Genomic DNA, 12,718 nt, shown 5'->3' with positions numbered 1-12,718 from the left:
GGAACGAACGATGCGCAGATTTGCGATCGTGGCGTCAGTGGCGACTGTGCTCGCCGGTTCAGTGGGTATTGCGGAAGCGGCGCAGCGGCTTTCCGCCGGTGGTTTGACCAGCATTCCTTACGGCCACATGGAATTCTGTCAGCGCAACCGCGGCCAGTGCGGGGCGCATCGCGTTCTGCCGCCGATCGCTTTGACCAGTGCGCGCTGGAAGACGATCGAGCGGGTCAATCGCTCGGTCAATGCAGCCGTCAAGCCGAAATCGGATCTCGAAGTCTACGGCAAGCGCGATTACTGGACGATGCCGGCCAAGGGCATGGGCGATTGCGAGGACTATGTGTTGCTGAAGCGGGCGAAGCTGCTCGCCTCCGGCTTCAGCGCTTCGCAATTGCTGATCACCATGGTCCGCAACAGCGGTGAGGCCCATATCATCCTCACGGTGAGGACGAACAAGGGCGATTTTGTTCTCGACAATCTGCGCAATGATGTCCTGCCGGTCGAAAGCACCGGCTATCATTATGTGAAGATGCAGGCGCCCAACCATTCCGGCCGCTGGGTCAGCATTGCCGGCCGCGCCGCCGAGATTGCGTCGAATTGATCGCATAGAGCGCCTCGCGGACCGGTCCGCCGGTCGGTGGACCACCGCTCCGTTCCGCCTTCCTTTCCCCGACGGGGAGAGGGCGGATTGCGATTTTCGAAAGCTGGATTCGGCGGATCATAAAGCCGAGAAATACCCGGAAAGAATCCAAAAATTCAGATGATTGTCACATAAGATATAAATCCAATCACTAAACGGGCAGCCTCATTCGACTGTGAATTGGTTCACAAAGGGGGCTGCATTGTCACTGGTTAAAAAATTTCGCGTATCGACAGCACTTTGCCTGCTGTTTAGCGCCTGTCCGGCAATCGCCATGGCGCAGGAAGCTTACCTCAACAAGGATGTTCCGGCCTATGTGGACACCGGAGCAACCAACCAGCGGGGGGATGCGCGTTATGCCACCAAGGAAACCAATGCCGCCGTCAGGCTGCTCAGCGGCTTCCTGGATATCTGGGAGCCGCGCACGCCTTTCGTGGACGCAGGCACTTCGGCGCCCGCAAATGGTGAGTTTCCCGCGGTTCCGACGACGGATTGGGACGGCATTCCCGGCAGCGCCACGGATGGCAGGATCCTCAACCAGGCCGTACACGATCACAACATCCAATATGTGATCGACGCCACGCGCAATCGCACCGCCCAGCAGGCGACCGAAGCCTATCTCGACGATCGGCGCAGCAAGGCGATCAGCATGCTGGATGGTTTCGGGCCGCTTCAGGATGCCTGGGTGAAGGGCACCAAACAATTCACCACCATCCTTGATGTTCCGGCCGATGCCACGACCGTCAAATATGATGACGGGGGTAACAACAGGGGCATCGGCAGCGACGGCAATCCCGATCTTGGACTTGCTGTCGATCTTCTGGGCCTCGTCGGCGCGGATGCCTCGACCGAGCCGGCAAAACGTTATTTCAAATATGCCCGTCCGTGGCGCTGGTCGAGCGATGTACAGGTTGTGCCCACGCTGGAGCCAGCCAAGAGCAGTACGCCGGTCACCGATGGCGGCTTCCCGAGCGGCCATACCGCCGAAGCCTGGCGCAATGCATTGACGATGGCCTATCTCGTGCCGCAACGGTTCCAGGAACTCATCACACGCGCCGTGGTGATGGGCGATAGCCGCATCCTCGCCGGCATGCACTCGCCGCTCGATGTGATCGGCGGTCGTATGCTGGGCACTGCGGCGGTGGTGTACAACCTCAATCAGGCGAGTGCTCAGGTCCTCAAGGCCCAAGCCTATGAGCAGACCCAGGCCTGGCTGAAAAAGGAAACGAATTCAACGACGGCCACTGATCTCTATGTCGCAGCCCATGCGGCTGATCTGTCGGTGGACCGTTTCGCAAGCCGCGAAGCCAATGCGGCCTATGTCGCCGCGCGCATGACCTATGGTTTTGCGCCCATTGGGGCAACGGATAAGCCGGCTTATGTGCCGAAGGGTGCGGAAGTCCTGCTGGAAACCCGTATGCCCTATCTGACGGCTGACCAGCGCCGCGCGGTGCTGGCCACCACTGCCCTGCCGTCCGGTTTGCCGGCCATGGACGATCCGGAAGGCTATGGCCGCCTCAACCTCTTCGCGGCAGCCGATGGCTATGGCGCATTCTGGCAGGATGTCACCGTCAATATGGACAAGAGCCTCGACGGCTTTAACGCCTTCGACGCCTGGCGCAACGATATCGGCGGAACCGGCAAGCTGACCAAGCAGGGAACCGGTACGCTGATGCTGACCGGGCTCAACACCTATTCCGGCGGCACGGTCGTGAGCAATGGCATGCTGGTTGGCACCAATGGCAATGCCTTCGGCACCGGCGCGATCCAGATCGATGCGGCTGGTCAGCTGGTGCTGAACACGCTCGTTGAAAGCAGCCTTGCCAACAGCATTTCCGGCACCGGCCTATTCGAGAAGCGCGGTGAGGGTGTGGTTCGCTTCACCGGTGACGGCTCGGCATTTGCCGGCACCACCAATATCGCCGCCGGCACGCTTCGGGTCGATGGCCGTCTTGGCGGCTTCATTGACGTCACGGGCGGCACGCTCGGGGGCAACGGTACCGTCGGCACGACGACGGTCGCCGCGGGCGGCACGCTGGCGCCGGGCGCAAGCATAGGTACGCTGAAAGTCGATGGCGGGCTTACCTTCGAGAAAGGCTCGATCTATCAGGTCGAGGTCAATCCCGAAGGCATCGAAAGCGACCTCGTCCAGGTCACCGGCACGGCCGACCTCAAGGGCGGCTCGGTCGCGCATATCGGCGCCAATGGCAATTATCATCTCGCCTCGACCTACACGATCCTGTCGGCGGGCACGCTCAACGGCGCGTTCGAAGGCGTGACCTCCGATTTCGCCTTCTTGACGCCGGAACTCCGTTACGACTACGGGCAGGGCACGGTCGCTCTCCAACTCAGCCGTAACGATCGCAGCTTCGCCTCCGCCGCGCGCACGCGCAACCAGATCGCCGCGGCGAACGGCATCGAGAGCATCGGGTTTGATGGGAAAAGCCCGGTCTATAGCGCCGTTGCTCAACTCCCGGACGATGGCGATCTCATCCGCGACAGCTTCGATCAGCTCTCGGGCGAAATCCATGCCTCGGTCAAATCGGCGTTGATCGAGGACAGCCGCTTCGTCCGCGATGCCGCGGCGAACCGCCTCCGCGCGGCCTTCGACGGGGTCGGCGCGGCGGCGATGCCGGTGCTCGCCTATGGGCCGGACGGGATCAAGCCCATCGCGGGCGATCAGACGCAGGGCCTCGCCGCGTGGGGCCATGCCTTCGGCTCCTGGGGCAGTTTCGATGGTGACAGCAATGCTGCCGGTCTCGACACCTCCACGGGCGGTTTCCTGATGGGCGTCGATACGGTGGTCGCCGACACCTGGCGGCTCGGCGTCATGGCGGGCTATGGACGGCTGTCGTTCGATGCGGATGGCCGTAATGCTTCCGGCTCCAGCGACAATTATCATCTGGGCCTTTATGGCGGCACGCAATGGGGCCAGCTCGGCTTCCGCTCCGGCCTAGCCTATAGCTGGCACAATATCGAGACCAGCCGTTCCGTCGCCATTCCCGGCCTGGCCGACAGCCTGAAAGGCGAATATGATGCCGGCACGTTCCAGGCGTTCGGTGAGTTCGGCTACCGCATCGATACATCAGGGGTTTCCTTCGAGCCCTTCGCCAATCTGGCCCATGTGAGCCTGCACGCGGACGGATTTGACGAAGAAGGCGGGGCAGCGGCCCTGTCGGGCGACAGCAACACGACCGATGTCACCTTCACCACGCTGGGCCTGCGCGCCTCGACCGGTTTCATGCTTGGCGGAATGCAGGCCACGGCTCGCGGAATGGCCGGCTGGCGGCATGGGTTCGGTGACACGACGCCGCTCGCCACCCAGGCCTTCGCCGGATCCGATGCCTTCACGGTTGCCGGCGCACCGATTGCCGAGGATGCGGCGATTATCGAGGCCGGTTTCGACATTGATCTGACCAATGCCGCCACGCTGGGTGTTTCCTATGAGGGGCAGTTCGGCGGTGAGGTCAAGCAGAACGGCTTTAACGCCAAGCTTCAGGTAAAGTTCTAAAGGCTTTATCCCAAATGGGCCATTCCCGGGGGAATCCGGGGATGGCTGTCATCCGGCTGTCATGAAAATGGGGCATCAAGCCCATCGTTCTCGATTATTGAACGCTCCATTAGAACACACTGTTCATATCATCCGAACAATGGTAGCCGGGTAACGATCCCGTGAGAATGTAAAAAAGCAGTAAAATACTGATTTTAAATAATTATTTTCCCGAATAGTAAGCCGGTAGCGGAATTTCAAGAACACAAATCCGTGAGCTTTTGAACATTTTCGTTATTGGCATTCCCGGCCGTCGTCTCCCATCTGAGCCGCATCGGGACGGCGATCCCTCCCACAACACCAGCCGTTCCGGGAAAGTTCAAGGAGATAGAACATGAAGAAGATCGCTCTTGCCGCTGCTGCCCTCGCTCTGAGCGCCGGCGCTGCCTTCGCCGAAAACCCGAATGTCGGTACGCCCGCTGATCTCTATGCGAATGACAGCACGCCTGTCGCCGCGCAGAAGGTCGACTATGCCGCTCCGGCTTCGATCGGCAAGTCCGTCGTCGATCAGACCAATCCGGCCGCAAACCGTTTCGGTGATGCGTCGCCTGCCAACCAGCAGTAATCCATACCGATAATGCCTATCTCCCCGGCGGATGGCGGGCAACGCTTGAAAGCGACCCGCCATCCAATGGGGTGATACGAAAGGAAGAAGAAAATGAAAAAGATCGTTCTTGCTGCCGCCGCCCTCGCTCTGAGCGCTGGCGCCGCCTTTGCCGAAAACCCGAATTTCGGCATCCCCGCCGACCTCTATGCCAACGACCATACGCCTTCCGCACATAGCCGCGTCGACTATACGCCGACCGCGAGCATCCAGCAGCGGAAAGCGCCGGAGACGACAGTCAACGCCACCAATCCGGCCGCGCACCGCTTCGGCGATGCCTCTCCGGCAAACGGCGAGTAAGATCTGAGGCGGGCAGGCAGGCCGTTCTCCAGTCCGGCTGTCCCCTGACCGTCTCGGGACTGGTACCGAAAAGCGGCGAAGCTCGGCTTCGCCGCTTTCTTGTTGTCGCGGGGGAGATGGCCGGCAGGCCAGAGGGGGGTGGAATAGCTCCGACATCCCCTCAAAGATGAAACGTTGAAATCAATCCCGCAGCAATTCGTTGATCGAGGTCTTCGAACGCGTCTTCTCGTCGACGCGCTTGACGATCACGGCGCAATAGAGGCTCGGGCCGGGTTCGCCATCGGGCAGGTTCTTGCCCGGCATGGTGCCGGCGACAACGACGGAATAGGGCGGCACCTCGCCGTAGAAGACTTCGCCCGTGGCGCGGTCGACAATCTTCGTTGATTTGCCGATGAAGACGCCCATGCCGAGGACGGCGCCTTCGCGCACGATGCAGCCTTCCACCACTTCCGAGCGCGCGCCGATGAAGCAATTGTCCTCGATGATCGTCGGTCCGGCCTGCATCGGCTCAAGCACGCCGCCGATGCCGACGCCGCCGGAAAGGTGAACGTTCTTGCCGATCTGCGCGCAGGAGCCCACCGTCGCCCAGGTGTCGACCATCGTGCCCTCGTCGACATAGGCGCCGAGATTGACGAAGGAGGGCATCAGGATGGCGTTGGGGGCGATATAGGCCGAGCGGCGCACCACGCAACTCGGCACGGCGCGGAAGCCGGCCTTCTCGAATTCATGGGCGCTCCAGCCATCGAATTTCGAAGGAACCTTGTCCCACCACACGGATTGACCCGGACCGCCCTTGATGATCTCCATCGGGTTGAGGCGAAACGACAGGAGCACGGCTTTCTTCAGCCACTGGTGGACATGCCAGTTGCCGTCAGCGCCTTTTTCTGCGACACGGGCTTCGCCGCGATCGAGCGCGGTCAACGCATGTTCGACGGCGTCGCGGACTTCGCCGCGGGTATGCGTGTTGATACCGTCGCGTTCGTCGAAGGCCTTGTCGATGATCTTTTCGAGGCTGGCGAGATCTGGCTTGGACATCGGGAAATGGCTCCTAACGGGCTGTTGACGATCCGCCGGCTAAACTCCCTGTTCCGGACCGGCGGCCGCGCTTATGTAGAAACGGCCTAAGGCTGATAAGCGAAGGCGGCAGAAGGGTCAATCGCGGGAGCGGTCCTGTGTGTCTCGAAAGCGGCGCGGCCAACGGCAGGCCGGCCGATGGAATGGCAATGGAGTAGGAAAAAGCATGGATCCGATGGAAAAGAACGGCTGGACGCCATTCCCCCATTCAGGCGAGGACATCAGGCACGCGGAGACGGTGCCCGATACGCCGCAGACCCGCGCGCCCGCCTACAAGCTTGCCTTCACCGACCAGGACTTTCTCACCCGCCGCGAACTGCGCCCGGTGCGGCTGCAGCTCGAGCTTCTGAAACCGGAGATGATCTTCGAGGACCGGGGCATAAAATCGACCGTCGTTCTCTTCGGCGGCGCCCGTATTCCGGAGCCGGGCGGTGCGGCGTGGGCCGCCAAGAACGAGACGCAGAAGAAGAACCTCGAAGCGAATTCGCGCTATTACGAGGAGGCGCGCAAATTCGCCCGCCTGTGCTCGCAATATTCCGCCTCCACCTATTACCGCGAATTCGTCATCGTCACCGGCGGCGGCCCGGGCGTCATGGAGGCGGGCAATCGCGGCGCCACCGATGTCGGTGCGCCGACCATCGGCCTCAACATCGTCCTGCCGCACGAGCAGGCGCCCAACCAGTATGTGACGCCGGATCTCTGCTTCAACTTCCACTATTTCGCCATCCGCAAGATGCATTTCCTGATGCGCGCCAAGGCTTTCGCGGTCTTTCCCGGCGGCTTCGGCACCATGGATGAGCTCTTCGAGACGATGACGCTGATCCAGACCGGCCGCATGGAGCGCGTGCCGCTGCTGATGTTCGGCAAGGATTTCTGGACGAAGGCGATCAATATCGAATATCTGGCCGAGCAGGGCACGATCTCGCCCGCCGATGTCGAGCTTCTCACCTTCGTCGATACCGCCGAGGAGGCATGGGACAAGATCAGGACGTTCTATGAGCTCTGATCGCGCCTACCCGCTTCGGTCCCGTCTTCGAGCGGTCGTGGCGGATGCACCCATGTCACCAGCACGACGGAAATAATCATCAGGAGATACCAGGAGCCGAGCTTCGACAGCGAAACCGGCGCCCAGTGCGCCGCCTGGCCGGGATAGAGCCACGCCCGCGACCAGGTGCCGATATTCTCGGCGAGCCAGATGAACAGCGCCACCAGCAGGAAGGCCAGGAGCAGCGGCATGCGGTGGCGAAAGCGGAAGACGCGATAGTGCATCATCGTCGGCCAGTAAAGGAGGGCGGTGAAGGCGAAGAGCGCCAGCCGCACATCCGGCAGATAATGATGGGCGAAGAAATTGGCGTAGATCGCCGCTGCCAGCAGCGCGGTGGCGGCGAAGGGCGGGTAGCGGTTGAGGCGGATGTCGAAGATGCGGTTGATGCGCGCCATATAGGAGCCGACCGCCGCATACATGAAGCCCGAGAAGAGCGGCACGCCGCCGATGCGCAACAGATTGTATTCAGGGTATATCCATGAGCCGGCATGGGTCTTGAAGATCTCCATCACGGTGCCGACGACATGGAAGATCAGGATGACCTTGGCTTCCGCAATGGTTTCGAGCTTGAAGATCAGCATGCCGAGCTGGATGACCAGCGCCGCGATGAACAGGAAATCGTAGCGCGCTAGCGGCATGCCGCCGGCATCGCTCCAGATGAACTTCGTCGCGATGATGAGGCCGAGCATCGCCCCGCCGAAAAGGCATGCCCAGGCCTGTTTGAGCCCGAACACCAGAAACTCGACCAGTGCGCTCGAAAACCCGTGACGCGGCATGCGGTCGAGAAGCGCATGGGCGGCCGCGTCGATGCGCGCTTCGACCGATGTGAACCGCTTTTCGGCCTGCAACTATGCGGCCCTTCCCTGCAGGATGCTTTCCAGGAATTCCGCTAGATTGTCGGTGACGTAATCCACCTGGTCCGTATATTCGGGGTCGCTTTCCCAGATTTCCGAGAAGGTTGGTTCGAAATTTTTGGGCACGATCAGCACCGTCTTCATGCCGAGCGCCTTTGGCACGACGAGGTTGCGCGCCAGGTCCTCGAACATGACTGCGTGCTGGCTGTCGACGCGGTGCAGGCCGAGGAACTTGTCATAGGTCTCGCGCGCCGGCTTCGGCGTCAGATCCGCCGCGACGATATCGAAGATGTCGTCGAAATGGTCGAGGATGCCCAATTGCCGCGCCGAGCGTTCGGCATGTCCCCGATTGCCGTTGGTGAAGATGAATTTGCGCCCCGGAAGCTGCCGGATCGCCGCCCCCAGCGCCGGATCGGGCGCGAGCCAGGAATAGTCGATGTCGTGCACCTTCTCCAGGAAATCGTCGGTATCGATCTGGTAGCGCTCCATCAGCCCTTTCAGCGTGGTGCCGTATTCCTTGTAGAACTGCTTCTGCACCTTGCGCGCTTCCTCGCGCGGCAATTGCAGGAGCTGCGCGACATAGCTCGTCATCTTCACGTCGATCTGCGAGAACAGGTTCGACGCGTGCGGGTAGAGCGTATTGTCGAGATCGAAAACCCAGTCGGTGATATGGGTGAATGCTTGGGGAGGGGGCGTGTTGATCATGGATAATGTTATGCCATGAATCGCGGCGAAAACCAGACGTCCCGCTCGCCTTACGGAACGATCAGCGTGCCGGCGCCATGCTCGGTGAAGAGTTCGAGCAGCACCGAATGCGGGGTCTTGCCGTTGAGGATCACCACGCCCTCGACGCCGCGCTTGATGGCGTCGATGCAAGTTTCGACCTTGGGGATCATGCCGCCGGAGATCGTGCCGTCCTTGATGAGCGCCTGCGCATCGGCAACGGAGAGCTCCTTGATCAGCTCCTTGTTCTTGTCGAGCACGCCTGGCACGTCGGTCAGGAACAGGAGGCGCGAGGCGGCGAGCGCCCCGGCGATCGCGCCGGCGAAGGTATCGGCGTTGATGTTATAGGTGTGGCCGTCGCGCCCCGGCGCCACCGGCGCGATGACCGGGATCATCTCCGAGCGCGCCAAAAGGTCGAGCAGCGTGCGGTCCACCTCGACCGGCTCGCCGACGAAGCCGAGATCGAGCACCTTCTCGATATTGGAATCGGGATCGATCACCGTCTTCTTGGCCTTCTCGGCGAAGACCATGTTGCCGTCCTTGCCGCACAGGCCGATCGCCCATTCGCCCTCGGCGTTGATCAGAGCGACGATCTCCTTGTTGATCGAGCCGGCAAGCACCATCTCGACTACCTCGACCGTCTTCTCGTCGGTGACGCGCAGGCCGCCCTCGAAGCGGGATTCGATGCCGAGCTTGGCGAGCATCGCCGCGATCTGCGGCCCGCCGCCATGCACGACGATCGGGTTGATGCCCGATTGCTTCAGGAGCGCGATGTCGCGTGCAAAGGCCTTCCCCAGCTCCGGATTGCCCATGGCGTGGCCGCCATATTTGACCACCACCGTCTTGTTCTCGTAGCGCTGCATGAAGGGCAGGGCGGCGGAGAGAAGCTGAGCCTGGATTGCCGGATTTTCTGAGTTGTTGGGCATGGGGATCGCGGGCTCCGCAGGAAGAGTGGGCGATTGAGGAAAGTTGCGCGGTCTCATAGCGCATGTTGCCGCCGGGGGAAACATCTGATTGAAGGGCGGGCCGGGCAATCGCAATATTTTGGATTTCCACCGCCATCATCGGCGGAGTTTGCGCGATTGTTGTTGTGCTTCGCCCCGCGCGCGGTATCGTTATGCATCAAGGGAGGCAAATCCTGGAGACGGCGCCTGACGATCTGTCCAAGCTGATTTCCCGCGTGGCCATGCGCGACCGGGCGGCTTTCGACGCGCTTTATCGTGCTACCAGCGCGAAACTTTTTGGCGTCTGCCTGCGTGTCTTAAAGGATCGCGGCGAGGCGGAAGATGCGCTTCAGGATGTCTACGTGAAGATCTGGAACAGGGCGGACCGTTTCGCAGTCACGGATTCGAGCCCGATTTCATGGCTGGTGGCGATTGCCAGGAACCACGCGATCGACCTGTTGCGCGCCCGCCGCCCCGTGGATGATATCGAGGAAGCCGGCGAGATCGCCGAGCCCTCGCCCGGACCCGAGCGCAACGCATTGGCGGCGAGCGAGGCGCGCCGGATCGACCGTTGCCTGGAGGAACTCGATCCCCCACGGGCGGATGCGGTGCGCGGCGCCTATATGAATGGAGAGAGTTACGAGGAACTGGCGAAGCGGCACGGCGTGCCCCTGAACACAATGCGCACCTGGCTGCGCCGCAGCCTCATCAAGCTGAGAGAATGCCTGCAGAGATGACGAGCGAACCCGAAGAACAGGAAAACATGCCGGAAGGCGACGATCTCGTCGCCGCCGAATATGTGCTCGGCGTTCTGGCGCATCAGGAACGTCTGGCGGCAGGCCGCCGTATCGAGACGGAGAAGGCGTTCGCGGTTCACGTCACCCGCTGGCAGAAGCATTTCGACTGCTTTTCGGACGATTATCAGCCGGTGGAGCCGCCGGCCGCGCTGAAATCGGATATCGACCGCCGTCTGTTCGGCGAGGCGCGCCAGCTGCAGACACCGTCGCTATGGTCCAGCCTCGGCTTCTGGCGCGGGATCGCCGCGGCCTCGCTGCTTCTCGCGGCCGTTGCCGCCGGTCGCGAGTTCATTCCTTTCCCGCGGCAATCATCCGGTCCGATGGTCGCCTCGCTGGAGGCTGCGGGCAGCCCCTATAAGACGATGGCCGTCTTCGACCCCAGGACGGACATGCTGCGGCTGAAGATGATGGAGGGCGAGATGCCCGCCGACCATTCGCTGGAGATCTGGCTGATCGCCGATAATGGCGAGCCGGTTTCGCTGGGGCTGATGAAGCGCGACGGCCCGACCGAGATGCCGGTAAAGCCCGCCATGGCCGCAAGGATGCGCGACGGCGTCCGGCTCTCCATCACCGCCGAGCCGATGGGCGGCTCACCGACCGGCAAGGCCACAGGCCCGGTGATGGCCTCGGGTGTCGTGCGGACGATTTAGCGGATTTTATTGATGGAGTGGAGCGTCTTCATACCCCCTCTGCCCGGCAGGGCAGAGGGGGTGATTACCGCATCAACGCCCCAAAGCCGCCCCTCACTCCCGCGTCAAAAGCACGATCGCGGCGCGTAATTCATCGAGGCCCACGCCCTTCTCGGACGAGGTCGCGATGATCTGCGGGAAGGCGGCCGCGCGCCTGGAGATCGCCTTTGCCGTTTCCTCCATCAGGCGTGGCACGCCGGCGGCCTTGATCTTATCGATCTTGGTCAAGACGATCTGGTAGGAGACGGCTGCCTTGTCGAGAAGGTCCAGCACCTCGGCGTCGTTTTTCTTGATGCCGTGGCGCGCGTCGATCAGTACATAGACGCGCTTCAGCGTCGTGCGCCCGCGCAAATAATCGAAGACGAGCCGTGTCCACGCGTCGACTTGCGCCTTCGGCGCTTCCGCGAAGCCGTAGCCCGGCATGTCCACCAGCGCCAGCGGCGGCAGGTCGCCCTTCTCGCCCGAATATCCATCAGGCACGAAATAGTTGAGCTCCTGCGTGCGGCCGGGCGTGTTCGAGGTGCGCGCCAGGGCCTTCTGGCCGACGATGGCATTGATCAGCGATGATTTGCCGACATTTGAGCGCCCCGCAAAGGCGATCTCGGGCGGACCCTCCGGTGGCAGGAATCGCATCTCCGGCACGCCGCGGATGAATATCCACCCCTTGGCGAACAGCATCCGCCCCGCCTCGATCAGTTCCGCCCGTTTCCTGTCCGCTTCGCTCACGTCGCCTGTTCCAGTTTTGTTAAGTCCAGTCCGCCGATGGCATCGATGTTCCGGGTGATCTTGTCAACCGGCCAGTTCCACCAGGCGATATCGAGGAGGCGTGAAATGACGGCTTCGTCGAAGCGCATCCTTACCACGCGAGCCGGATTGCCGGCGACGATGGCATAGGGCGGCACGTCGCGCGAGACGACCGAGCGGGTCGCAATGATCGCGCCATCGCCGATCGTCACCCCCGGCATGATCGTGGCATTCATGCCGATCCAGACGTCGTTGCCGACGACGGTATCGCCTCGAACAGTCCTGCCGAGCTTTTCCATGTCGAAAGCCGCCGCCCAGTCTCCGCCGAAAATGCCGAACGGATAGGTGGAGAAACCGTCGAGTGGATGGTTGGCGCCGTTCATGATGAAGGTCGCCCCCGCCGCGATCGCGCAGAATTTGCCGATGATCAGCCGGTCGCCGATGAAATCGAAATGATAGAGGACGCAATGTTCCTCGAAGCGCTCCGGCCCCTCCGGATCGTCGTAGTAGCTGTAATCGCCGACGATGATCGTCGGCCGCGTGACGAGGTTCTTCAGGAAGCCGCAGCGCGTGTGGCCGGGCATGGGATGGATGGTATCAGGATCTGGTGCTCGCATGGTGGGCTCCGGCAAAGGAAAAGCTTTCGGGGGAACGGAAAGCGGCCTACCCGCCACATAGACGTGGAATTGCAGACCTGAATTTAGTTGCGCATCGGGGAGCATCCTCTGTGGTGATGCGGTTTATAAAGCATTTTGCCGCA

General features: G+C 61.8%; 13 protein-coding genes. 7 read left to right on the top strand and 6 right to left on the bottom strand.

Annotation, left to right across the window (positions count from 1 at the left end):
• Positions 1-10 precede the first annotated feature (10 nt).
• From ATN84_RS03325 to ATN84_RS03310, 4 genes are all read left to right on the top strand, one after another.
• Positions 11-595, top strand: coding sequence for a transglutaminase-like cysteine peptidase (locus tag ATN84_RS03325; RefSeq protein ID WP_068880080.1), 585 nt, complete (start codon positions 11-13; stop codon positions 593-595).
• A gap of 241 nt (positions 596-836) precedes the next feature.
• Positions 837-4,145 (top strand): autotransporter domain-containing protein, encoded by a 3,309-nt coding sequence (locus tag ATN84_RS27990; protein ID WP_082766070.1) that lies wholly within the window; start codon positions 837-839, stop codon positions 4,143-4,145.
• 373 nt (positions 4,146-4,518) lie between these two features.
• Positions 4,519-4,749 (top strand): hypothetical protein, encoded by a 231-nt coding sequence (locus ATN84_RS03315; protein WP_068880078.1) that lies wholly within the window; start codon positions 4,519-4,521, stop codon positions 4,747-4,749.
• Between the two features lie 93 nt (positions 4,750-4,842).
• Complete coding sequence (locus tag ATN84_RS03310) at positions 4,843-5,088, top strand: hypothetical protein (protein ID WP_068880077.1); 246 nt, start codon at positions 4,843-4,845, stop codon at positions 5,086-5,088.
• A gap of 180 nt (positions 5,089-5,268) precedes the next feature.
• Here ATN84_RS03310 and dapD read toward each other — a convergent pair whose 3' ends face one another.
• Entirely contained in the window at positions 5,269-6,123 is an 855-nt protein-coding gene (gene dapD, locus ATN84_RS03305; RefSeq protein ID WP_068880076.1) for a 2,3,4,5-tetrahydropyridine-2,6-dicarboxylate N-succinyltransferase, read from the bottom strand.
• Between the two features lie 205 nt (positions 6,124-6,328).
• Between dapD and ATN84_RS03300 the strand changes: the two genes are divergently transcribed.
• Positions 6,329-7,168, top strand: a complete 840-nt coding sequence (locus ATN84_RS03300) for an LOG family protein (RefSeq protein WP_201026304.1) — start codon at positions 6,329-6,331, stop codon at positions 7,166-7,168.
• Here the strand turns inward: ATN84_RS03300 and ATN84_RS03295 are convergent.
• The 3 genes from ATN84_RS03295 to argB are packed head-to-tail and all read right to left on the bottom strand — an operon-like array spanning position 7,156 to position 9,710.
• Positions 7,156-8,055, bottom strand: coding sequence for a DUF817 domain-containing protein (locus tag ATN84_RS03295; protein WP_068880075.1), 900 nt, complete (start codon positions 8,053-8,055; stop codon positions 7,156-7,158). The genes ATN84_RS03300 and ATN84_RS03295 overlap by 13 nt on opposite strands.
• On the bottom strand, positions 8,056-8,766 hold the full coding sequence (locus ATN84_RS03290; RefSeq protein ID WP_068880074.1) for a pyrimidine 5'-nucleotidase: 711 nt from the start codon (positions 8,764-8,766) through the stop codon (positions 8,056-8,058).
• A gap of 50 nt (positions 8,767-8,816) precedes the next feature.
• Positions 8,817-9,710, bottom strand: a complete 894-nt coding sequence (gene argB / locus ATN84_RS03285; protein WP_068880073.1) for an acetylglutamate kinase — start codon at positions 9,708-9,710, stop codon at positions 8,817-8,819.
• A gap of 191 nt (positions 9,711-9,901) precedes the next feature.
• Between argB and ATN84_RS03280 the strand changes: the two genes are divergently transcribed.
• Together ATN84_RS03280 and ATN84_RS03275 are read left to right on the top strand one after the other, a co-directional pair.
• Complete coding sequence (locus ATN84_RS03280; RefSeq protein WP_068880854.1) at positions 9,902-10,465, top strand: sigma-70 family RNA polymerase sigma factor; 564 nt, start codon at positions 9,902-9,904, stop codon at positions 10,463-10,465.
• Positions 10,462-11,175 (top strand): anti-sigma factor, encoded by a 714-nt coding sequence (locus tag ATN84_RS03275; RefSeq protein WP_068880072.1) that lies wholly within the window; start codon positions 10,462-10,464, stop codon positions 11,173-11,175. Before ATN84_RS03280 ends, ATN84_RS03275 begins: the two co-directional genes overlap by 4 nt.
• 93 nt (positions 11,176-11,268) lie before the next feature.
• On the opposite strand, the gene yihA is transcribed toward ATN84_RS03275, so the two are convergent.
• Both yihA and ATN84_RS03265 read right to left on the bottom strand, forming a co-directional pair.
• Positions 11,269-11,892, bottom strand: coding sequence for a ribosome biogenesis GTP-binding protein YihA/YsxC (gene yihA, locus ATN84_RS03270; RefSeq protein WP_068880853.1), 624 nt, complete (start codon positions 11,890-11,892; stop codon positions 11,269-11,271).
• 44 nt (positions 11,893-11,936) lie between these two features.
• The gene (locus ATN84_RS03265) at positions 11,937-12,575 is read right to left on the bottom strand and encodes a CatB-related O-acetyltransferase (protein WP_068880071.1); all 639 of its coding nucleotides are present in this window, start codon (positions 12,573-12,575) and stop codon (positions 11,937-11,939) included.
• Positions 12,576-12,718: the final 143 nt, after the last annotated feature.

It is taken from the genome of Paramesorhizobium deserti (genome assembly GCF_001558695.1).
Taxonomy (GTDB): Bacteria; Pseudomonadota; Alphaproteobacteria; order Rhizobiales; family Rhizobiaceae; genus Paramesorhizobium; species Paramesorhizobium deserti.
This window is presented reverse-complemented; position numbering and strand designations above follow the sequence as displayed.